General features: G+C 67.9%; 14 protein-coding genes and 2 pseudogenes. 7 read left to right on the forward strand and 9 right to left on the reverse strand.

Annotated elements, in window-relative coordinates:
- Window positions 1-39: 39 nt before the first annotated feature.
- On the forward strand, window positions 40-945 hold the full coding sequence (locus tag PKA16_RS08395) for an EamA family transporter (RefSeq protein ID WP_324402232.1): 906 nt from the start codon (window positions 40-42) through the stop codon (window positions 943-945).
- A gap of 164 nt (window positions 946-1,109) precedes the next feature.
- Here the strand turns inward: PKA16_RS08395 and aceA are convergent, their stop codons facing one another.
- Window positions 1,110-2,438 (reverse strand): isocitrate lyase, encoded by a 1,329-nt coding sequence (aceA, locus tag PKA16_RS08400; protein WP_324402234.1) that lies wholly within the window; start codon window positions 2,436-2,438, stop codon window positions 1,110-1,112.
- A gap of 435 nt (window positions 2,439-2,873) precedes the next feature.
- Between aceA and PKA16_RS08405 the strand changes: the two genes are divergently transcribed.
- Window positions 2,874-3,758: a DMT family transporter gene (locus PKA16_RS08405; protein ID WP_324402262.1), complete on the forward strand. Its 885-nt coding sequence runs from the start codon at window positions 2,874-2,876 to the stop codon at window positions 3,756-3,758.
- Between the two features lie 110 nt (window positions 3,759-3,868).
- Here PKA16_RS08405 and rraA read toward each other — a convergent pair whose 3' ends face one another.
- The gene (rraA, locus tag PKA16_RS08410) at window positions 3,869-4,369 is read right to left on the reverse strand and encodes a ribonuclease E activity regulator RraA (protein ID WP_324402236.1); all 501 of its coding nucleotides are present in this window, start codon (window positions 4,367-4,369) and stop codon (window positions 3,869-3,871) included.
- Between the two features lie 219 nt (window positions 4,370-4,588).
- Here rraA and PKA16_RS08415 point away from each other — a divergent pair, with 219 nt between their 5' ends.
- Together PKA16_RS08415 and PKA16_RS08420 are read left to right on the forward strand one after the other, a co-directional pair.
- Window positions 4,589-4,873: an SWIB/MDM2 domain-containing protein gene (locus PKA16_RS08415; protein WP_324402238.1), complete on the forward strand. Its 285-nt coding sequence runs from the start codon at window positions 4,589-4,591 to the stop codon at window positions 4,871-4,873.
- 787 nt (window positions 4,874-5,660) lie between these two features.
- Entirely contained in the window at window positions 5,661-9,449 is a 3,789-nt protein-coding gene (locus PKA16_RS08420; RefSeq protein ID WP_324402239.1) for a hypothetical protein, read from the forward strand.
- A 70-nt stretch (window positions 9,450-9,519) separates the two neighbouring features.
- On the opposite strand, the gene PKA16_RS08425 is transcribed toward PKA16_RS08420, so the two are convergent.
- Both PKA16_RS08425 and PKA16_RS08430 read right to left on the reverse strand, forming a co-directional pair.
- Complete coding sequence (locus PKA16_RS08425) at window positions 9,520-10,764, reverse strand: MFS transporter (protein WP_324402241.1); 1,245 nt, start codon at window positions 10,762-10,764, stop codon at window positions 9,520-9,522.
- A 127-nt stretch (window positions 10,765-10,891) separates the two neighbouring features.
- The gene (locus PKA16_RS08430; RefSeq protein WP_324402243.1) at window positions 10,892-12,349 is read right to left on the reverse strand and encodes a coniferyl aldehyde dehydrogenase; all 1,458 of its coding nucleotides are present in this window, start codon (window positions 12,347-12,349) and stop codon (window positions 10,892-10,894) included.
- A 687-nt stretch (window positions 12,350-13,036) separates the two neighbouring features.
- Here PKA16_RS08430 and PKA16_RS08435 point away from each other — a divergent pair.
- Together PKA16_RS08435 and PKA16_RS08440 are read left to right on the forward strand one after the other, a co-directional pair.
- Window positions 13,037-14,776: pseudogene (locus tag PKA16_RS08435) on the forward strand (tetrathionate reductase family octaheme c-type cytochrome).
- Window positions 14,777-14,790: 14 nt separating this feature from the next.
- Window positions 14,791-15,483, forward strand: coding sequence for a cytochrome b/b6 domain-containing protein (locus PKA16_RS08440; protein ID WP_324402245.1), 693 nt, complete (start codon window positions 14,791-14,793; stop codon window positions 15,481-15,483).
- Between the two features lie 73 nt (window positions 15,484-15,556).
- On the opposite strand, the gene clpB is transcribed toward PKA16_RS08440, so the two are convergent.
- Window positions 15,557-18,160 (reverse strand): ATP-dependent chaperone ClpB, encoded by a 2,604-nt coding sequence (clpB, locus tag PKA16_RS08445; protein WP_324402247.1) that lies wholly within the window; start codon window positions 18,158-18,160, stop codon window positions 15,557-15,559.
- Window positions 18,161-18,409: 249 nt separating this feature from the next.
- Between clpB and PKA16_RS08450 the strand changes: the two genes are divergently transcribed.
- Window positions 18,410-19,261: a phosphatase PAP2 family protein gene (locus PKA16_RS08450; protein WP_324402249.1), complete on the forward strand. Its 852-nt coding sequence runs from the start codon at window positions 18,410-18,412 to the stop codon at window positions 19,259-19,261.
- A gap of 71 nt (window positions 19,262-19,332) precedes the next feature.
- Here PKA16_RS08450 and PKA16_RS08455 read toward each other — a convergent pair whose 3' ends face one another.
- The 4 genes and pseudogenes from PKA16_RS08455 to PKA16_RS08470 all read right to left on the reverse strand — a co-directional run.
- A complete protein-coding gene (locus PKA16_RS08455; protein ID WP_324402251.1) occupies window positions 19,333-19,845 on the reverse strand; it encodes a thermonuclease family protein in 513 nt (170 codons plus the stop codon).
- 151 nt (window positions 19,846-19,996) lie between these two features.
- Window positions 19,997-20,968, reverse strand: coding sequence for a tripartite tricarboxylate transporter substrate binding protein (locus PKA16_RS08460; protein WP_324402253.1), 972 nt, complete (start codon window positions 20,966-20,968; stop codon window positions 19,997-19,999).
- A gap of 60 nt (window positions 20,969-21,028) precedes the next feature.
- A complete protein-coding gene (gene dmpH / locus PKA16_RS08465; RefSeq protein ID WP_324402264.1) occupies window positions 21,029-21,817 on the reverse strand; it encodes a 2-oxo-3-hexenedioate decarboxylase in 789 nt (262 codons plus the stop codon).
- Between the two features lie 22 nt (window positions 21,818-21,839).
- Window positions 21,840-21,995, reverse strand: a pseudogene (locus PKA16_RS08470) (4-hydroxy-2-oxovalerate aldolase); the annotation flags it as partial.

The following is a 21,995-nucleotide window of genomic DNA, read 5'->3' on the forward strand; positions in this document are numbered from 1 at the left end:
GTCGACACCGCGGCACGGCGCTCGGCACAATCATCCCCCATGCCCGCACTGACCCGCCGCCAGCTCGCCGCGCTGGTCTTCGTCACCCTGGTCTGGGGCCTCAACTGGCCGGTGCTCAAGGTTGGCGTGCAGGGCTTTCCTCCGCTCGGCTTTCGCGCCATCTCGATGTGGCTGGCGCTGCCGGTGCTGTGGCTGGCGCTGCGCGCCAGGCATCTGCCGCTGGCGGTTGCGCGCGTCCACTGGCCGCGCGTGCTGTGGCTGGGCCTGTTCAACCTGGTGTTGTGGAACGCACCGATGATCGTGGCCATGCCGCTGCTCTCGAGCGGCCGCGCGGCCATCCTCGGCTACACCATGCCGATCTTCTCGGCGCTGCTGGGCGCGGCGCTCTACCGCGACCGGCTGGCGGCGCGCGGCTGGGCCGGCGTGGCGGCGGCCGCCCTGGGCGTGCTGTTGCTGCTGTGGAACGAACTGGCGTCGATGGGCGGGCGTCCGCTGGGCGTGGCGTTGATGCTGCTGGCCGCCGCCTGCTGGGCGCAGGGCACCCAGATGCTGCGCCGCAGCGCGCTGCCGCTGGCGACGCTGACGCTGGCCTTCTGGATGATGGCCGAGGCGGCCGTGGTGCTGAGCGTCCTGGGCCTGTGGCTGGAGCATGACCAATGGCGCGTTCCCAGCAGCGGAGCCGTCTGGGCCACCGCCTTCAATGCGCTGCTGGTGCTGAGCCTGGCGCAGGCCGCATGGTTTTCACTGGCGCGCAACCTGCCACCGCTGGCCTCGACGCTGAGCGTGATGATGATCCCGGTGGTCGGCGTGTTCACCGGCGCGCTGTGGCTGGGCGAGGCGCTGCACTGGCAGGACTGGAGCGCCATGGGCCTGATGTGCGTGGCGATTGCCTCGGTGCTGTGGCCGGCGCGCGCGGCGCCCGCCGCGGCGCCGCGGCCGGAATGACGGATGGCGCATGACCGCCCTGCCCGCGAAGCGCAGCGCGGTCATCGGTCATCCGTCATTTCTCTCCGGGCGCGTGCGCCCTGCCGGGCCAAAAAAAGCCACGGCGGCTGCCGTGGCTTGGATCCATGCCGCGGATCGGCGGGCAGCGCCCGCCGCCTGCGGGATCAGTGGAACTGCGCTTCTTCGGTCGAGCCGGTCAGGGCCTTGACCGAGGAGCTGCCGCCCTGGATCACGGTCGTCACCTCGTCGAAGTAGCCCGCGCCCACTTCCTGCTGGTGCGACACGAAGGTATAGCCTTCCTCGCGCGCCTTGAATTCCGGCTCCTGCACCATGTTGACATAGTGCTTCATGCCCTCGCCGCGCGCGTAGGCGTGGGCGAATTCGAAGGTGCGGTACCAGTTGATGTGGATGCCGGCCAGCGTGATGAACTGGAACTTGTAGCCCAGTGCCGACAGCTCGTCCTGGAACTTCGCAATGGTCGCGTCGTCCAGGTTCTTCTTCCAGTTGAACGAGGGCGAGCAGTTGTAGGCCAGCGGCTTGCCGGGGCAGACGGCGTGCACGCCCTGGGCGAACTCGCGCGCAAAGCCCAGGTCGGGCGTACCGGTCTCGCACCACACCAGGTCGGCATAGGGCGCGTAGGCGGCACCGCGGCTGATGGCCTGCTCCAGGCCGTTCCTGACGCGGTAGAAGCCCTCCTGCGTGCGCTCACCGGTCAGGAAGCGCTTGTCGTTCGCGTCGTGGTCGCTCGTGATCAGGTTGGCGGCCTCGGCGTCGGTGCGCGCCAGGATGATGGTGGGCACGCCCATCACGTCGGCGGCAAAGCGGGCAGCGATCAGCTTCTCCACCGCCTCCTGCGTCGGCACCAGCACCTTGCCACCCATGTGGCCGCACTTCTTGACGGCGGCCAGCTGGTCTTCGAAGTGCACGCCCGAGGCACCGGCGGCGATCATGTTCTTCATCAGCTCGAAGGCATTGAGCACGCCACCGAAGCCCGCCTCGGCGTCGGCCACGATCGGCAGGAAGTAATCGATGAAGTCCTTGTCGCCAGGGCCCGTGCCGCGGCTCCACTGGATCTCGTCGGCACGGCGGAACGTGTTGTTGATGCGACGCACCATGGTCGGCACCGAGTCGTAGGCGTAGAGCGACTGGTCGGGATACATGGTCTCGCTGGTGTTGCCGTCGGCCGCCACCTGCCAGCCCGACAGGTAGACCGCCTCCAGGCCAGCCTTGGCCTGCTGCATCGCCTGGCCGGCGGTGATGGCGCCGAAGGCGTTGACGTAGCCCTTCTTGGCCTCGCCGCCCACCAGGTCCCACAGCCTCTCGGCACCGCGGCGCGCCAGCGTGTGCTCGATCGGCAGGCTGCCGCGCAAACGCACGACGTCGGCGGCGCTGTAGCCGCGCTTGATGCCCTTCCAGCGCGGGTTGCTGGCCCAGTCCTTCTCGAGGGCGGCGATCTGCTGCTCGCGGCTGAGTTGTTGGTTGGTGTTCGGCATGAAAAGCTCCAAAGGTGAAGTTGAAACAGGATGCGGGGCGACCGCCGGCGGGCTCGCCGGGCGCGACATGAAGCCCATGACGCTGACCCGGATCATAACTCTTCTATAAGACTGAAGATCAATCTTGTGTCTTATAGAAGACAAAATTTATTTGTATATAAATCAATTACTTATGAGACACGTTCCTCGATGTGGGAATTCATTTTCCGTATCGAGAAATTTTGGTGCGGTGCAGCATATCCATTCTCCCACGCGGCGATGTCGAAACGGGCGTCCAGCCGGCGCTGCGCGCCTGGGTTCGCGGCCCGAGTCGAGCGCCGCACGTGTGCGGCCACCTCGCCTTGCCCTATATTGCCGCCACCGCATCGGCGCCCGCCCGTGACCATCGCCCCGCTCCGCCCCTCCCCGCTCGCCTACGGCTGCCTGGCCCTCTCCATGAGCCTGGTCGGCAGCTACGTGGCGCTGTCCAAGCCGCTGGCCCTGGTGTTCCCGGTGCTGCTGCTGGCCTGGCTGCGCTTCGGCATCGGCGGCGCTGCGATGCTGCACTGGCTCAGGAGGCCGGCGGACGAGCCGCCGCTCAGCCGACAGACCCGACGCCTGCTGTTCCTCGAGTCGTTCCTCGGCAACTTCCTGTTCACCCTGTGCATGATCACCGGCGTGAAGCTGACCACCGCCGTGTCGGCCGGCGTCATCATGGCAGCGATCCCGGCTGCGGTGGCGGTGCTTTCCTGGCTGTTCCTGCGCGAGCGGGTCGCACCCAGGGTCTGGGCGGGCGTGGCCTGTGCGGTGCTTGGCATCGGCCTGCTGGCACTGGCGCGCGGCGCCTGGGCCAGCGCAGGCGAAGCGACGTCGCTGGCCTGGCTCGGCAACCTGCTGCTGATCGGCGCCGTGTTGTGCGAGGCGAGCTACGCCGTGATCGGCAAGAAGCTCACGGGTACGCTCGGCCCGCGACGCATCACGGCGATCATCAACCTCTGGGGCTTTGCACTCACGACGCCGTTCGGGCTCTGGCTGGCCTGGGACTTCGATTTCCGCGGCGTGCCCGGCAGCGCCTGGCTGCTGCTGCTGTTCTACAGCCTGGCCGCGAGCATGTGGACCGTGTGGCTGTGGATGACCGGCCTGCGCAGCGTGCCTGCCGCCCAGGCTGGCGTGTTCACCGTGCTGCTGCCCATCAGCGCCGCCCTGGTCGGCGTGCTGGCATTGGGCGAACACTTGGGCGGCCTGCAGTTGCTGGCGTTCGCGCTGGCGCTGGCGGGCGTGCTGCTGGCCACCGTGCCGTCGCGCGCGGCGCTGCGCATGGGGGGTGCGTCACGGCGGTAGGGTGAGCGCAGCAGCCGCTCGGGCCGCACCGGCTCCGGCATGACAAATGGCCGATGACTTCGCTTCGCGTCAATATTGGATGTCTGCCCGACCAGCCCCAACCCGGGACGTCAATGCAGCGCGCGATCGGCCACCACCATGCCGTCCTCGTCGGCATACAACCAGTCGCCCGGGCGCACCCACACACCCTGGATCTGCACCGGCACGCCGGCCTGGCCCTCGCCGCGCTTTTCGGTGCGCAACGGCACCAGCGCGAGCGCGCGGATCGGGATGCCCGCCTCGCGCAGTTCGCGGGCGTCGCGCACGCAACCGTTGACCACGATGCCGGCCCAGCCGTTGTTCGCCGCCGTGACCGCCAGGTTGCCACCCACCAGCGCGCGGCGCAGCGAGGCGCCACCGTCGATCACCAGCACGCGGCCCTGGCCCGGGCTGTGCACCGCCTCGCGCACGCGCGAGTTGTCCTCCGGCGCACGCACGCTGTGCACGGGGCCGGCAAAGGGCTGCCCAGACCCGAACTCGCGCCACGCCGGCGGCAGCACGCGGAAGGCGCCGGAGGTGTCGCCCTCGTGGGCATCGCACAGGTCGCAGGTGGCAAAGGCAGGCAGGGTCATGAGCAGGCTCCGGAATCGTTCTGGCAGGGCGGCCACTGGGGCCGGGACCGCCGAGAATAACGATTTGCCTACGCGCCGGGCCAAAAAAGCAACAACATCCCGGTTTGCAGCAGCATTTCCCTTGGAAACCCGGGTGTGCTCCAGTAGCATCGCATGCAACCAGGCAGACACGGCGTGCCGTGCTGGCAACCTATCCGATTGCTCGAACCAGAGGAAACCATGGCAACTGCGAAAAAAGCCCCTGCCGCCAAGAAGCGCGCGGCCAACCCGGCCTTCATGAAGCCGATGACCCCGAGCCCGCAGCTCGCGGCCGTGATCGGCGCCACGCCGATGCCGCGCACCGAAGTGACCAAGAAGGTGTGGGAATACATCAAGAAGCACAAGCTGCAGGACAGCGCCAACAAGCGCAACATCAACGCCGACGCCAAGCTGAAGGAAATCTTCCAGAAGCCGCAGGTGACGATGTTCGAGATGACCAAGCTGATCAGCGCGCACCTGTCCTGAGCGCTGCCCGCCCGACTCGAAGCCGGCTCGACGAGCCGGCTTTTTTTGCGCCCTGCGCTGGCGCGCCGCGGACCCGCGCCACCGGGCAGGCGGCGCCTGCCCGGCCCCGCCAGTCCCTACAGATGGATGATCCTGGAAACGGCAGTTGACCGCCTGTCATCCTCGGGCGCGCTGCATCCTTGCGGGATCTCGCGGCTCCGGTGGCCTTCACTTGTTCGGTGAGCACGCTACGCGCCCGCTAGTGCCGCGCTCGCCGCGCCTCCGGCGTTGCTCCTTCTTGCGGGCACGAGCCCGCGGCGACGCTCACTGTTGCCCGGCACGCCGATCGGCACGTCCAACTGCCACTCCCAGGATGATTTCGTGATTTCGCTCTTGGGCGACCAGGCGATCGCGGGCACGTCATTCTGCGCCGACGCGTCGACGCCGCACGCGCAGCGCCGCCAGGATGTCACCGAGTGCAGCAACGAATTCCGCCTCGCTGATGTTCATGCCCCGATGCGCCTCCAGCATGCTGCGCCCGCCATACCACGGCTACCGCCTCGAGGTCCAAGGCTACGCAGGTAACCCTGGAGCCGCAGCGTTCACGCTTGCCCCGGCACGCCGACGGTAGCACTGGCGGAGGCATCCACCTGCAATTTCCGAGAGTTGAAACCCTGCAGCAGCTTTGCAATACTGCAGCTGCTCGCCTGCCGGCCGTGCAGCGCTGAGCAACGCGTGTGTCTCAAGCCAATCCGGGCTGGGGACTTACACCACGCGATGGGACACGATCCTCGTGGAGGGACCTGCGATGTTCTGGGAACTGGATGATTGGATTGTCGTTGACGCCAATGAACGGAGCTACGCGCTCGAGACGCTGAAGCAAGCCCTGCCCAAACATGAGTGCGCCACGTTCGCGCTGGCCGAGCCAGATACCCGAGGCAGCAACCACCGGGGATTACCTGTGCAGGCGATCCGCACACGCAAGTTGCGCTTCTATCCGGATGACTGGTTGTATGAGCTCGACATCTCGTGCACGGCGGCTGGTTTCGGCGCCCGCTACGAATCGGCGCGGGCCTTCGTCGTGTTACATGCGACCAACAAATCCAACACAGCATCCACGGAGGTCGATGCAGCGCTTCCACCCCACCGACGGTCGCAGAGCGACGCCCGCACCGGCGACCACGCGTCGGCTGTGCGGCTCGACTGGACCAGCGGCACCATCCACCAGTTGAACAAGCAGTTTGAAATGCAACTCGCGCCCTACGGGCGGGTCGATACGGAACTTGCACTCGAGTATCTCCAGTTCTTCGTCTCGTTCATCAGTGGTGGCACCAATTCACGCGAACCGTTCTTGTTGCTGACCGGGGGCACGCTGGCCAACCCAAGTGGGGTCCAGCGACAGACCACCGCCCTTCTTCCCTTCGAGGAGGCAACGCGCGAGTATCTGGATGGTGGTGCGGAAGTTAGGCGTCGGCCTCGTTGGCCCTTCATCCCGGAAAGCGCATCGAGCACCGACGATACCGACCTGGCCTGGATCGAGGCGGCAGATGCCGGTGGGGCACCAGAGCCTGGCAACCGAAGCACCGGGACTCCCGCCACGCCAACGGATGGCGGCGCACCCGACACCAGCCCACCACCAGACCCCGACCCAACCATCGGTCCGATCAAGATCGGTGCACCATCGCCCGATGGCACCGTGCTGCCATTCGAGGCCACGGTGCTCTACGAAAGCGCGATCTATGACACGCAATTCAACGTTTCCTGCAAGGACGGCATCACCGAGGTGCGCATGGTCGAAGACGTCCTGCGGTGCCAGGCGGATCCAGCGTTGCTCCAGTATCAGGTGGACCCCGAGAGGCGCCTGCTGCTGCTGCTCAAGCCACGTGCCCAGGTCACCCCGGCCGAGTTTCTCAAGCGGCTGAACCACGTGGAATCAAACGGGAGCCTGTCACCGGCTTCGTGGATCGAGAACCTGCGAGTTTCCGGTGACGTGAACCTGCAGGCATTGAAAACGCGGGGACCGCTGCGAATGCGCGACGTCGAGTTCATGGGGCGCGTCGTGCTCGACGAATGCCGGCGTGACGCGAGCGTCGTATTCGAACGCTGCCTCATCGCGCGCTCGCTCGAGGCACGCAACTGCGTGATCGATGGTGACCTCGTGCTGCGCGGCACCTCGGTGCTGGGCGCAACGGACGATATCCACCCTTTGCCGCCAGCGGTGAGCCTGGATGGCCTGCGCCTCACCGGCAGCCTGGAAGCCCAGCAGATATCGGTTCTTGGTGAACTCGCGGCTGCGAACGTCGACATCCGTGGCAGGCTTGCGCTGTGCGGCATGCATCAGGAGCGCAGGTTCGACCGGGAAGTGAACGGCCTCACACTACGCGACGCCAGGGTGAAGGCTGGCATCGACCTCTCGCCGCACGTTGCCTATGAGGCGATGGCTTCGCGTGTATCACGCACGAGGATCGAAGGACAGGTGGATCTCACCGCCCTGAAAGCGTCGCGAGTGGATATGCGCGGCGTGGCGTGCCTGGCTATCGACGTGTCCTGGGCACACTTGGAGAGTCTGTTCAGCCTCGACACCTTTTGCCCCCCCAATCACCCCAACGCAATCGGCAATCCGCAGATGCGGGCGATCGTCCAGTGGGACGTGCAATTGCGCGGCACACGCGCGCAGGAACTCCGAATCGCCGGCGCACGAATCATTAAAGGTAACCTGGAGTTGATCAACGCCGAGATCGGCGGTTGCCTGTTCGCAAGTCCGCCTATTCTGTCCGCCTATCGGACCATGGTCGGCGGGTCGGTCATCCTGTCCGGCGCCCGGATTCGCGGAGATGCGGATTTCGACGGCGCCAGCATTGGTCGCACCCTCGAGATGCGCACCGGCTCGCTCGGACGTCTGCGCCTGTCGATTCATCCGGCAGCGCTGGCTCGCGGCAAGGAGGCGCAGCTCGACTGGTTTGACGCCGAAGCAGGAGGCATCGAGCTTATCGGGGTGACCAGCCTGCAGGCGATTGTTCTGACCGGTGCTCGAATTGGCGATGCAGGGAAACCGGTCGGAGGTGTGCTCGTCGAGCATGTCGAATTGCAGGGGGACATCCGCTTTTGCTGGGGACGTGGCCACGACTTCACGTCCGCCCAGGCTGACGCGCGCGCCGCTGAGGCCCATTTCGATGTCATTCGGTGGCGACGTGACGTTTCAGCGCGGACCTGCTCGGTGTTCGTTCGTGGCGACATCGAGATGCGGTGCGTCGTCATTGCTGGCAGCCTCGACCTGACCAATCTGAAGGTTGGAGGAGCGGTTCGGCTGAACGACGCCCGCATTGGTACCGATCTCTTCGCCCGCGGCTCCTGGTTGCGTGGTCAGGAGTTCCTTGAATCCCGGAATCGCCCGCGAACCGAAGAAAACCCGGGCCAGTGCACGCTTGCGCTCGAGTGCACGATCATCGACCTCGACAACGCGCGGGTCAATGGTGACGCGCTGCTGTCGGGGATGAGGCTGCATGCACGCCGTGCTGGCGACGGACGATTCATGGGCCGAGGCCTGCAGGTTGGCGGGAAACTGGAACTCCGCGCCGGCATCGGCTGCACGGCGTGCATCGAAGGCGGCATCGAACTGGCCGGCGCCAGTGCCACCGAATTGAGCTTGCCCGGAGCCGATTCCTTGTGCATGACGCCTGGACCACACAGCACCCCGAACCAGGCGCCGCCAGTGCCGGTGACTCTGGAGGGTGGCCGATTTGGCAAGCTGTCCATTGCACAGCCGATTCCGCAACTCAATCTCAAGGGCGTGAATGTGGCCAACTGGGAGTTGGGTCCGGATCGAGGCCCCGGTGACGATTCGGGCGTGGATGCCGATACCGTCGCAAGCAGCATCAGGATCCTGAAAAACATGCGACCCATGGATCGCGCGGTATGGATCAGCGTCGAGTCTGCCCTGCGCAACCAGGCCCAAGCCCAGGATGCTGATCGCATCTATTGCACCATGAGAGACCATGAGCAAGTGAGCGGCATTCCCCGGACCATCGCCAAATATCTATCGGGTAGGCTGTATGGCTATGGCACGCGCGTCATGCCGGCGATCGCGCTTTGGCTGGTGCTGTCGTTCGCGGTGTTCGCCATCCTGCAACAACCCGAAAACGTTAAGATATCTAACGATGGGTTACTGCAATTGGGTGTCCAGTGTCGGGCGACGCTGGAGTCCGCGACATCCAGCGCCATCCTGAGCGGCGGCAGCGCGCGCAATAACGCAAGCGCATCCCCGGCAAAGTGTGCGGTGTACCGGGAGGCGATCGACGGCAGTGCTGCGCCGTCCGTCGAAATCACGGCAGCACAACTGGCTGCTGCCGGCGCGCCCTCGGGTTATGACATCGGTGACGCGATGGCGCTCAGCCTGCACTACGCCATTCCGCTGGTCGGCGCATTCGGAAATTCCGATTGGGTACCCGCCGAGCGACAAGCAACGCGTACCGCAATCGGTACGCGACATATCGACATCGGACTGGCGCCATCGCTCCTGGTTGCGATCGCGCTCGTGGTGAACTTCTTGCTGCTGTCCTTTGCAGCGGCATTCATTGCCAGGCGCTGGCTGCGATGACCCTAAGGGATGTTCGGCGTGCGTGATACCGGTCGACGGTCGGTGCGGCCCCCATTGAGAGGCGTGGCCCCTACGCGACGGCCTGTTCGGTGCGCCGCCCGACGCCGAGCGCCGCCCACACCGAGGCCAGCAGCAGCACGGCGCCCGCGATCAGCGTGGTGGCGTACCAGCCGCGGTCCATGAACACACCGTACACGATCGGCGCGATCGCCTGCCCCAGGTCGAGCCCCGAATACACCGTGCCGTAGACGCGCCCGGTGGCGCCCCGGGGCGTGGCCTTCTTGATCATCAGGTCGCGGCTCGGCCCGCCGATGCCGACAGCAAAGCCGGTCGCCGCCAGCACCGACATGGAACCCAGGCCGCCCAGCCAGCCGGTGCCGGCCAGCGCCATCAGCACGGCGCCGGCGCCCATGCTCCAGGCCACCACGCGATCGCTTTGCAGGGGCACCCGGGCGGCCACCAGGCCGCCGATCAGGATGCCGACGGCGCCACAGATCATGTAGGCCGTGAGCATGGTGGTGGCCGACTCGAAGCTCACGCCGTGCATCGCCTGCATGATGGAGACGCTGAAGTTCTGCACCACCGCCAGCGTCATGGTGGAGAGCAGGAAGAAGGCAAAGCACCACCACACCACCGCCAGCCGCAGGAAGCCCAGGTTGCCCCCGCCCGCGGCCGGCGTGGCCGCCACCACCCGCGTGTGCAGGTAGCGGCGCTTGAGCACCAGCAGCACCAGGATGGCGGTAAAGAGCAAAGCCGACGCGAGGTAGCCGGCACGCCAGCTCGACCAGGTCGTGAAGCCCATCAGGAACACCGGCGCCAGCGCCCAGCCGAGGTTGCCCGACAGCCCGTGCGCGCTGTAGGCATAGCCCAGCCGGTGCGGCGCGACCCGCTGGTTCAGGATGCTGAAATCGACCGGATGGAACGGCGCGTTGCCGATCCCGGCCAGCACCGCCAGCCCCATCAGGCTCCAGTAGCCCTGGGCCAGGAAGCCGACCAGGCTCGCCCCGATGAAACAGGCAAACGAGCCATACAGGATGGGCCGCGCGCCCACCCGGTCGACCAGGAAGCCCGACAGCGCCTGGCCGGTGCCGGAAATGGCAAAGAACACCAGGCTGAGCAGCCCGAGCTCGGTGAAGCTGAGCCCGAACTCCCGCACGAACACCGGGAACAGCGCAGGCAACAGCAGGTGCGAGAAGTGCGAACTGCCGTGCGCGATCCCGACCAGGGTGATGGTCCAGGCATCGTCGTGCAGCGAGCCGCGCGCCGCGACGTCCGGCGCGGCTGGAGAAGCGAGGGTGGATGCGGTGGAATTCATCGACGACCGGCTGCGCGCCGGCATCCATGGTAGCGGCAGACGCCGAGCGCTGCCGCGCCAGGGTCAGGGCCACCGCGCCGGGTGCGGCGTGTCGGACAGTCGGCGGCTGGCAGCCCGAAACACGGCCCTACATCAGGCGCCGGATCAGCGCCATCATGCGGTCGAAGCGCGCGCCATAGGGTGGGTAGAGCAGCTTGCCGCCGCTCCAGCGCGACTGCACGAACACCGCCTTCTCGTGCGAGAAACGCACGAAGCCGGTCTCACCGTGATAGGCGCCCTGCCCGCTTTCGCCGATGCCGCCAAACGGCAAGCCGTCGTGGGCGATATGCATCAGGGTGTCGTTCACGGTGACGCCGCCGCTCACGGTCTCGCGCAGCATGCGATCGCGGGCGCTGCGGTCGGTGCCGAACCAGTAGAGCGACAGCGGCCGCGAGCGCGCGTTGATGTAGGCGATGACCTCGTCCAGCCGGTCGTAGGACCGCACCGGCAGGATCGGGCCGAAGATCTCATGCTGCAGCAGCCCGGCCTGCGGCGGCAGGTCGAACACCAGCAGCGGGCGCATCTGGCGCTGCTCGGGTTCCGACGCAGGTTCGCCCAGCGCTGGTGGACCCACGTCGTCGATGCGTGCGCCCAGCTGCCGCGCCTCCTCCAGCAGCCCGAGCAGGCGCGCATGCTGGCGCGCATTGACGATGGCGGCGTAGTCCGGATTGCCGACGATCTCGGGATAGAGCCGGGTGACCGCACGCTGGTAGGCATCGGCGAACATCGACTCGCGCCCGCGCGGCAGCAGCAGGTAGTCGGGCGCGATGCAGGTCTGGCCGGCGTTGAGCAGCTTGCCCACGGCGATCTTCAGCGCCGCGTCGTCCAGGTCGGTGCAGGAGGCATCGACGATGCACGGCGACTTGCCGCCCAGCTCCAGCGTCACCGGCGTCAGGTTGCGCGCCGCCGCCTCGGCCACCTGGCGCCCCACGGCGGTCGAGCCGGTGAAGAACAGGTGGTCGAACGGCAGCTCGGAAAACGCCACCGCCAGCTCCACCCCGCCCTGCACCACCGCCAGCTCCTCCGGTGCGAAATGGCGCGCCACCAGCTCGGCCAGCAGCGCCGAGGTGCGCGGCGTGAACTCGCTGGGCTTCAGCAGCACCCGGTTGCCGGCTGCGAGCGCGGCGGCGGTCGGCCCGAGGGTCAGCTGCAGCGGGTAGTTCCAGGGCCCGACGATGCCGACCACGCCCAGCGGCTGGCGCTGCACGTGGGCACGCCCAGGCTGCAGGTAGAGCGGCGTGCGCACGCGCCGCGGCCGGCTCCAGCGCGCGAGATTGCGGCGCAGGTCGGCCAGCAGGCCGTCGATCATGAAACCATCGGCCACGCGCGTGAGCCGCTCGCCGCGAATGCCGAAATCCTGCTGCACGACGTCCGCCAGCGCCGCTTCGTGCTCGCGCCAGAGCCGCGCCAGGCGCTGCAGGCGCTCGCGCCGCTCGGCCAGCGGCACGTCAGGCGCCTGGCGCGACAGCTGATGCTGGCGATGGAACAGGTCGTTCAGCGCGGTGATCGCGGTCACCGCGAGCGGCAGTTCGACAGGACGGTTCATGGCCTGGCTCCTAATTGCATTGCTCACCACCCTACACCCAATCGCGCGACCAGATCGCCCGCCAGATGCACCCGTCATTCTCGCCCCGCCATCGCCGTGCAGCCGCAGAGGCCATCGATACCGACGACGACTCACCGCGCGCCGGGCCCAGACGGCCAGAGAGCCGGGCTATTGCTGCCTTCATGCCATGTCAGCTGTCCAGGGCGCCGTGCGCCAGCCGCGACGCATGCAACGGCGCAGCTCGGGTGGCCCGGAGCAGGCCGGATTCGGACGCCCCGGGACCGAGGAATCGCTGGCCATCGCGCGCATCCCCCTTGGGGCGAGGAGCGAAGCGACATGGAGGGCGCTTCACTTCAGTCATCCATTGCGCTGCGCGCCACCCACGTCGCATGAAACGCCACGGCTCCAAAGGCCGCGGAACAGGCCAGGCGGGGGCACCCGTGGCCGGGGTCTCCCTGGACACCGGGTGCGTCCCCCTTGCAGGGGGATGGAGCGCAGCGACATAGTGGGTGTTTCATCTCAGTCATCAATGATTGACATGCATCATCATGCAGACTGGGAAACCGTTTCTATACTGGGCTCCGACTTGAACTCGGCCTGCGGCGACCGCGATGCAGGCCGTGCCCGTGCACCCACACGGCCGCTCCGGGTGGGGCGCCCTGTCATGACGGGTGGTCGTTGCCCATGATGCAGACACTCCACGGCGGACAGGCTTGGAATTCGTGCTCCCGGTTCGCGGCAGCCGCCCTGCGAGCCATTCTGGCCGCGGTACTGCTGGTCAGCGCATGCTCCGGCCTGGCGCAGGGCTCCGGCGAGCAGACGCCACGGACCGGCGCCGCTGCGTCAGCCAACCCCTCGGCGGGCGACTGGCGACCGGTCGGCTCCGCGGCCGCCAGGAACGGCACCAGCAGCACCGCCGACCACAGCCGCTTCAAGCGGTTGCAAGGGCCGTTCGCGAGCGGTGAGGAAGTCACCAAGGCCTGCCTGAGTTGCCACACCCAAGCCGCGCAGCAGGTCATGCAGACGCGCCACTGGACCTGGGACTACACCAACCCGGACACGAATCAGCGGCTGGGCAAGAAGACCATGGTCAACGCCTTCTGCATCGGCGACCGCAGCAACGAGGCGTTTTGCCAGTCGTGCCACATTGGCTACGGCTGGAAGGACCAGAGCTTTGACTTCAGCCTGCAGTCCAAGGTCGACTGCCTGGTCTGCCACCAGACCGGCGGCTACCGCAAGGAGCCGGGCATGGGCGGCGAGGTGCTGACCGAAGCCGTGGCGCGCAGCGCCGGCACCGACGCCAAGGTGGGCCCCGTGGAGCTGGCCTGGGTGGCCCAGCGCGTGGGCCGCACCTCGACCCAGTCGTGTGGCGCCTGCCGCTATTACGGCGGCGGCGGCGACGGCGTCAAGCACGGCGACCTGGACTCCTCGCTCAACCGTGCCGACCGCGCGCTCGACGTCCACATGGCCAGCCGGGCCAGCGGTGGCGCCGGCTTCGCCTGCGCCACGTGTCACCAGTCGGACGCCCACCAACTGGCCGGCAGCCGCATCTCGATGACCGCCGCCGATCCGCACGGGCCGCTGCTGCGCGGCAGCGGCCGGCAGGGACGCAACCCGGCGACCTGCCAGAGTTGCCACGGCGACAAGCCGCACCACGAAAGCCTGCTGACCGTGCAGCGGCTGAACCAGCATACGCAGAAGCTGGCCTGCCAGACCTGCCACATCCCGAGCTACGCGCGCGGCGGTGTGCCCACGAAGATGGCCTGGGACTGGTCAGAGGCCGGCCGCAACAACGGCCCGGGCCAGCCGGTGATCGAGAAGGACGCGCAGGGCCACGTGGTCTACGACGGACGCAAGGGCCGCTTCACCCTGGGTGAGAACGTCGAGCCCGAGTACCTGTAGTTCGATGGCCGCGTGCGCTACACCACCCAGCAGGACCGCATCGACCCGGATCAGATCGTGCACATCAACCAGTTCCTGGGCATGCCCAACGATCCGGCGGCGCGCATCTGGCCGGTCAAGCGCTTCCAGGGCAAGCAGCCCTACGACGTGCAGGGCCGCACCCTGCTGGTGCCGCATGTCACCGGCGGTGATCTGGACACCGCCCTGTGGGACAGCTTCGACTGGGACAAGGCGCTGAAGAAGGCCGGCGCCGAGGCCACGGGCGTGCCCTACAGCGGCGAACACGGCTTCGTGCGCAGCGAGATGCTGTGGCCCATCACGCACATGGTGGCGCCTCGGGAGCAGGCCGTCTCCTGCATCCAGTGCTACGGCGCGACCAGCCGCCTCAAGGGCGTGCCGGGCCTGTACCTGCCGGGCCACGATCGCCAGCCCTGGATCGACCGCATCGGCTGGCTGGCGGTGCTGCTGAGCGCCGCCGGCGTGCTGGTGCATGCCGGCATCCGGATCCTGGTTCGCAAGCGATGAACAAGGAGACCGCCATGCCCGAACCCCGTCGCCGCGGCGCATGCGCAAAGCAGCGCGACGGCCCCCAGCGCATCTACCTTTACAAGCGCTATGAGCGCTTCTGGCACTGGTCCCAGGCCGCGCTGGTGATCTCCATGCTGGCCACCGGATTCGAGGTACACGGCAGCTACCACCTGCTCGGCTTCGAGCGCGCCGTCCAGCTACACACGCTGGCGGCCTGGACGCTGATGCTGCTGTGGGTCTTCACGGCGTTCTGGCAGTTCACCACCGGCGAGTGGCGCCAGTACACGCCCACCCTCGCCAACATCGTCGCCGTGGCGCGCTTCTACGCCTGGGGCATCTTCCGCGGCGAACCGCACCCCTACCGCAAGACGGTGCAGAAGAAGCACAACCCGCTGCAGCGCCTGACCTACCTCGCCCTGCTCACCCTGGTGCTGCCGGCGATCTGGATCACCGGCCTTGTGTACCTATTCCGCGCCTACTGGCCGTCCCTGGGCCTGGAGTCGCTGTTGCGGCTCGACTGGGTGGCCTGGGCGCACACCGCGGCCGCCTTCATGATGCTGGTGTTCGTGATCGTGCACGTCTACCTGACCACCACCGGCCATACGCCGCTGGCGCACATCAAGTCCATGATCACCGGCTGGGAAGAGTTGCACGAGCCGCAAGCCGACATGGACGAAGAGCTGGCTGCGCCCCCACAGCACTGACGCGCGAGCGGCCGCGCAGGAACCGTCAGCCAGCCGCCAGTTCCTGCGCGGCCAGTGCAACGCCGGCCCAGGCTCAGGCCGCGTGCGCGCCGAACTCGAACTGGCCTGGCGCCTTGATCGGATCGACGCGCACCTCGATCTGCGTCTTGGGCGGGAACTTGCCCTCCAGGATCAGCTTGGCCAGCGGGTTCTCGATGCGCTGCTGGATCGCGCGCTTGAGCGGCCGCGCGCCGAACACCGGATCGAAGCCGACCTTGGCCAGCTCGTCCAGCGCCTGGTCGGACACCTTCAGCCCCAGGTCCATGCGCGCCAGCCGCTCGGCCAGCACCTTGAGCTGGATCTTCGCGATGGCGCCGATCTGCGCGGCATCCAGGCCGTGGAAGACGACGATCTCGTCAATGCGGTTCAGGAACTCGGGCCGGAAGTGGTTCTTCAGCTCGCCGAACACCGCGTCCTTGACCTCCTCGTACGGCTGGCCCGCCATGCTCTGGATCATGGGGCTGCCGATGTTGCTGGTCATGATCAGCACGGTGTTCTTGAAGTCCACCGTGCGGCCCTGGCCGTCGGTCAGGCGGCCGTCGTCCAGCACCTGCAGCAGCACGTTGAACACGTCCGGGTGCGCCTTCTCGATCTCGTCGAACAGCACCACGCTGTAGGGCTTGCGCCGCACCGCCTCGGTGAGGTAGCCGCCCTCGTCGTAGCCGATGTAGCCCGGCGGCGCGCCAATCAGGCGCGCGACGCTGTGCTTCTCCATGAACTCGCTCATGTCGATGCGCACCATGTGCTCGTCGCTGTCGAACAGGAAGCCCGCCAGCGCCTTGGTGAGCTCGGTCTTGCCGACGCCCGTGGGGCCGAGGAACAGGAAGGAGCCGAGCGGCCGGTTCGGGTCCGACAGGCCCGAGCGCGAGCGCCGGATGGCGTTGGCCACGGCCGAGATGGCCTCGTCCTGGCCCACCACGCGCTCGTGCAGCGCGTCCTCCATCTTGAGCAGCTTGTCGCGCTCGCCTTCCATCATCTTGCTGACGGGGATGCCGGTGGCACGCGAGACCACCTCGGCGATCTCCTCGGCGCCGACCTGGGTGCGCAGCAGCTTGTGCGCCTTGGCGGCGGCATCGGCGCTCTCCTCGCTGGCCTGCGCCTGCCTGAGCTGCTTTTCCAGCTCGGGCAGGCGGCCGTACTGCAGCTCGGCGACGCGGTTGAAGTCGCCCTTGCGCGTGGCTTCCTGGATCTGGAAGCGGACCTGCTCGATCTCCTTGCGCGCCTGCTCGGTGCCCTGGACGCTGGCCTTCTCCGACTTCCAGATTTCCTCCAGGTCGGCGTATTCCTTCTCCAGCCTGGCGAGCTCTTCCTCGATCTGCACCAGGTGCTTCTGCGAGGCCTCGTCCTTCTCCTTCTTCACCGCCTCGCGCTCGATCTTGAGCTGGATCATGCGGCGATCGAGCTTGTCCATGACCTCGGGCTTGGAGTCGATCTCGATCTTGATCTTGGCCGCGGCCTCGTCGATCAGGTCGATCGCCTTGTCGGGCAGAAAGCGGTCGGTGATGTAGCGGTGGCTCAGTTCCGCCGCGGCCACGATGGCCGGGTCGGTGATGTCGACGCCGTGGTGCGCCTCGTAGCGCTCCTGCAGGCCGCGCAGGATGGCGATGGTGTCTTCCACGCTGGGCTCGCCCACCAGCACCTTCTGGAAGCGCCGCTCCAGCGCCGCGTCCTTCTCGATGTACTTGCGGTATTCATCCAGCGTGGTCGCGCCGACGCAGTGCAGCTCGCCGCGCGCCAGCGCGGGCTTGAGCATGTTGCCGGCGTCGATCGCGCCCTCGGCCTTGCCGGCGCCGACCATGGTGTGCAGCTCGTCGATGAACAGGATGATGCGGCCTTCCTCGCGCGCCACTTCCTTGAGCACGGCCTTCAGCCGCTCCTCGAACTCGCCGCGGTACTTGGCACCGGCCAGCAGGCCGGCCATGTCGAGCACCAGCACCTGCTTGCCCTTGAGCGTGTCGGGCACCTCGCCGGCGGTGATGCGCTGGGCCAGCCCCTCGACGATGGCGGTCTTGCCCACGCCCGGCTCGCCGATCAGCACCGGGTTGTTCTTGCTGCGCCGCTGCAGCACCTGGATGGTGCGGCGGATCTCGTCGTCGCGGCCGATGACTGGGTCAAGCTTGCCCTGGCGCGCGCGCTCGGTCAAATCGAGCGTGTATTTCTTCAGCGCCTCGCGCTGGCCCTCGCCCTCGGCGCTGTCCATGGGTTGGCCGCCGCGCACGGCGTCGATGGCGGCCTCCAGCGCCTTGCGCGCCAGACCGGCTTCCTTGGCGATGCGGGCGGCCTCGCCCTTGGCGTCGGCCAGCGCCAGCAGGAACATCTCGCTGGAGATGAACTGATCGCCCCGCTTGATGCCCTCCTTCTCGGTGGCCTGCAGCAGCTTCATCAGGTCGGGGCCGGGCTGCACCTGCTCCTGGCCTTGCACCTGGGGCAGGCGCTTGACGGCGGCGTCCGCCGCCTGGGCCAGCGCCGCCACGTTGACGCCGGCGCGCGCCAGCAGCGAGCGCGGGCCGTCTTCCTGCAGCAGCATGGCCGCCAGCAGGTGCTCGGGCTGGATGTAGGCGTGGTCATGGCCCAGCGCCAGCGACTGGGCGTCGGCGAGGGCCTCCTGGAACTTGGTGGTGAGTTTGTCTAGGCGCATGAAAACCTCCGAATTGCCCATCAAATGGGGCGGACTGTCCGAGATTCAAGGCGCCTGCGCCGACCGTGTCGATTCTCTTCAATGATCGCACGATACACAATAAAAAAATCGTCTATCGCACACCAGTATTGCGGCAGAAGCTATTCATTTGATAGTGTCCGAAGGATGCTCGGCCGGTAAATGGCACGCCGCTACACTGCCAGCAGGCCGCAGCGGCCGAACCCGCCAGCACCATCACAGGAGACACCCATGCACCCTGCCATCCGTTCCGCCGCAGCGGCTCTGACCGCGATCACATTGCTCGGCGCGTGCACCAGTACGCCGCACGCGCCGGTTTCCCCCGCCGAGGTGGGCGAACTGCGCCCCGGGGCGGGCTACCTCAAGGGTTACCTCGGCCGCGAGGAGCTGCCCGACAGCCTGGCACTGCTGCCACCTCCGCCCGCCGAAGGCACGCCGGCCCATGCCGACGATGCCGACGCATTCCGGCAACTGACGGCCATGCAGAAGGGACCGAGAGGCGCGCTGGCCACACGCGATGCCAACCTGAAGTTCCCGCAGACGGCCGGCGCCTTTGCCTGTGCCCTGGGTGTCACGGTTTCCGAACAGACCACGCCCCACCTGAACATGCTGCTGCGGCGCACGCTGACCGACGCTGGTCTGGCCACCTACAAGGCCAAGGACCAGTACAAGCGCACGCGCCCGTTCGTGGCATTCAGCGCCCCCACCTGCACCCCCGCCGAGGAGGCGGCCCTGAGCAAGGACGGCAGCTACCCATCCGGCCATGCCGCGCTCGGCTGGGCCTGGGCCCTGGTGCTGACCGAGCTGGCGCCGGAGCGCGCCGACGCCCTGCTGCTGCGCGGACGCGCCTTTGGCCAGAGCCGCGGTATCTGTGGCGTGCACTGGAAGAGCGACATCGAGGCCGGCCGCGTGATTGGCGCCGCCACCGTGGCGCGACTGCGGGTCAATGAGATTTTCCAGGCCCAGTTGGCGGCCGCGAGGAAGGAAGTGGTGCGGGCACGCGCCGCCGGCCAGGTGCCGCCGGCCGCGGACTGCACGTCAGAGACCCAGACGCTGCGCTCGTCCTTGCAGCTCGCGCCTTGACGCCGGTCGTCGTTGCCGGGCATCCATCAGGGCCGCACCGCCTGTCGGATATGCGCGAACAGCTATCGTTTTTATAGTTGTTTCGGTGTCAATGCGGCCCCAGACCGCGCGGTGCCGCACGGCCCGTGGCGGCGCCGGAACTCCGCCGGCGATTCGGCATCGGCGGTGGCGAACACGCCGCGCCGGGCCGCGCGGGCCTGCGCCTCCTCGCGCCAGTAGCGGCCGCGGCGCCAGCCCTGGCGGTCGCTCCAGGCCCAACCCTGGGCCACCATGCCCGCCGCCACGTCCAGGCCGTCGCGCTGGCGCCGCACGCTGGCCAGGCGGCGCCCGAAGCGGTCCCGCGCATGTACCGTCACGTGCAGCCGCTCGCCCTGCACCAGTGCCTGCAGGGCCGCGCGCGCCGGCGCTCCCCCCGGCTGACAACGCTCGGGCGCGTCGATGCCCTGCAGCCGCAGTCGAGCGCGCCTGCCGCCGCCCTCCGGCTGCACCCACAGCGAATCGCCGTCAACGACGAAGCCCGCGCGCGCCAGCCACGGCTGTCCTTGAACGACGCGTTCGACCGGCTGGGCCTGCGCAGGCCGCACCAAGCCAAGCCAGCTTCCGCCGTACAGCGCCAGGGCCGCTGCACAGAGACAGATCCGTCGCACTACCCGCCTGCCTTGCATCGCGCGATTTTCACCGGACAGAGCGATGGCCCCGCTGCCCGGCGCACGCCGGACTTGCGCCCTTTGCGGCTCAGTCGGCCTTGATGCCCAGCTTGCGGATCAGCTCGCCCCAGCGCTTGTCCTCGGCCTGGATGAAGGCGCCGAACTCGGCGGGCGTGGTGGCGCGCAGGTTGGCCGAGATATTGTCGAAGGCGGCCTGGGCGTCGGCGCCTTTCGCGCCTTCGGCCCAGGCATCCCGCAGCCTGGCCACGACGGCGGCGGGCGTGGCCGCCGGCGCCACCAGGCCGAACCAGGTCTCCACCTCGAAGCCCGGATAGCCCGACTCGGCCACCGTCGGCACATCCGGCAGCGCACTGGAGCGCTTGGCCGAGGTCACCGCGATGGCCCGCAGCTTGCCGCCGCGCACGTGCTGCAGCGTGGTGGCCAGTGAACTCTCCATGCTCATCAGCACCGTGCCGGAGATCAGGTCGGGCACGATCTGGCTCGAACCCTTGTAGGGCACGTGCGTCAGCTGGATGCCGGCCACCGATTGCAGCAACTCGGTCGCCAGGTGGTTGCTGGTGCCGATGCCGGAGGTGGCGTAGCTCAACTTGCCCGGATTGGCCTTGGCGTAGGCGATCAGGCCCTTCAGGTCGGAGAACGGGGCCTGCGGGTTGGCCATGATGGCGCAGGGCGTGGTGCCCACCAGCGCGATGGGCGCCAGATCCTTGCCGACGTTGAACGGCAGTTTGCCGTACAAGTGCGGCGCGATCGCCAGGCTGCTGATCGCCGCCAGGCCGATGGTGTAGCCGTCGGGCGCCGCCTTGGCCACGGCATCGGTGCCGATGTTGCCGCCGGCACCGGCCTTGTTCTCGACCACGAACTGCTGGCCCAGGCGCTCGCCCATGGCCTTGGCGGCGGTGCGGCCCATGATGTCGGTCGGCCCGCCCGGCGGGAAGGGCACGATCAGCCTGACCGGGCGGCTGGGGTAGGCGTCCTGCGCCCAGGCGCTGGCCGACAGCGCGGCAGCAGACGCCGCCGCGATGAAATCGCGTCGTTTCATGAGGTTCTCCGGTGGGCGAAAAGGTGGGCGCCGGATGGCCGACGCCCGAGATTCATGGCGTCACACGAAGCGCACCGACACGCTGCCCATGCCCTGCACGCGCAGCGTCACGTTGTCGCCGGCCTGCACGGCCACTGCCTCGGTGATGCCGCCGGACAGCACCAGGCTGCCGGCCGGCAGGCTCTGGCCGCGCCGGCCCAGATGGTTGACCAGCATGGCCACGGCGGCGGCCGGGTGGCCCAGCACGGCGGCGCCGGCGCCCAGGGCGACGGCCTGGCCGTTCTTTTCGAGCACGATGCCGGTGGTGCGCAGGTCGACGCTGCGCGCGTCCACGGCGCGACCGCCGACGACGAAACGCGAGGCCGAGGTGTTGTCGGCCACCACGCTCTTCAAGTCGAACTTGAAGTCGCGGTAGCGGCTGTCGATGACCTCGATGCCGGGCAGCACCACATCGCTGGCGGCCAGCACGGCGCCGATGTGGCAGCCCGGGCCCTTGAGCTCGGCGCGGGTGACGAAGCAGATCTCGGGCTCGACCTTGGGGTGGATCAGCTGGCTGACCTTGACTTCGCCGCCTTCGGGCACGATGAACTCATCGACCAGGAAGCCGAACACCGGGTCGGTCACGCCCATCTGGCGCATCTTGGCGTGCGAGGTCAGGCCCGCCTTGTAGCCGGCCACGCGCGCGCCGGCCTTCAGCTTGGCGGCCAGGATGCGGTCCTGGATGGCATAGGCGTCGTCCCAGCTCATGTCCGGGTGCGCGTCGGTGATCTTCAACGTGTCGCGCGCCTCGCGCTGGCAGGCGTGCAGGTGCTCGGCCAGCTGGTCGAGCGTCTTCGGGTCGAGAGCCATGGTCATGAACCTTTCCAGCCGATCAGTGGCTTGCAGCGTGCGCCACCAGCTTCTGTTTTGATAGTGTCAGCGCGGTGTCCTCGATCATGTCTTCCTGGCCACCCACCATGCCGCGGCGGCCCATCTCGACCAGGATCTCGCGCGCCGGCACGCCGTACTTCTTCTCGGCGCGCTTGGC

The sequence above is a fragment of the Ottowia sp. genome (assembly GCF_035325765.1).
In the GTDB taxonomy this organism is placed as follows: domain Bacteria; phylum Pseudomonadota; class Gammaproteobacteria; order Burkholderiales; family Burkholderiaceae_C; genus Ottowia.

Coding starts and splice junctions, on each gene's coding strand:
- PKA16_RS08425 (WP_324402241.1), bottom strand. CDS start 10,764: ATGAATTCCACCGCATCCACCCTCGCTTCTCCAGCCGCGCCGGACGTC.
- rraA (WP_324402236.1), bottom strand. CDS start 4,369: ATGACCCTGCCTGCCTTTGCCACCTGCGACCTGTGCGATGCCCACGAG.
- aceA (WP_324402234.1), bottom strand. CDS start 2,438: ATGCCGAACACCAACCAACAACTCAGCCGCGAGCAGCAGATCGCCGCC.
- PKA16_RS08450 (WP_324402249.1), top strand. CDS start 18,410: ATGCACCCTGCCATCCGTTCCGCCGCAGCGGCTCTGACCGCGATCACA.
- PKA16_RS08395 (WP_324402232.1), top strand. CDS start 40: ATGCCCGCACTGACCCGCCGCCAGCTCGCCGCGCTGGTCTTCGTCACC.
- PKA16_RS08420 (WP_324402239.1), top strand. CDS start 5,661: ATGTTCTGGGAACTGGATGATTGGATTGTCGTTGACGCCAATGAACGG.
- PKA16_RS08460 (WP_324402253.1), bottom strand. CDS start 20,968: ATGAAACGACGCGATTTCATCGCGGCGGCGTCTGCTGCCGCGCTGTCG.
- PKA16_RS08415 (WP_324402238.1), top strand. CDS start 4,589: ATGGCAACTGCGAAAAAAGCCCCTGCCGCCAAGAAGCGCGCGGCCAAC.
- dmpH (WP_324402264.1), bottom strand. CDS start 21,817: ATGGCTCTCGACCCGAAGACGCTCGACCAGCTGGCCGAGCACCTGCAC.
- clpB (WP_324402247.1), bottom strand. CDS start 18,160: ATGCGCCTAGACAAACTCACCACCAAGTTCCAGGAGGCCCTCGCCGAC.
- PKA16_RS08430 (WP_324402243.1), bottom strand. CDS start 12,349: ATGAACCGTCCTGTCGAACTGCCGCTCGCGGTGACCGCGATCACCGCG.
- PKA16_RS08405 (WP_324402262.1), top strand. CDS start 2,874: ATGAGCCTGGTCGGCAGCTACGTGGCGCTGTCCAAGCCGCTGGCCCTG.
- PKA16_RS08440 (WP_324402245.1), top strand. CDS start 14,791: ATGCCCGAACCCCGTCGCCGCGGCGCATGCGCAAAGCAGCGCGACGGC.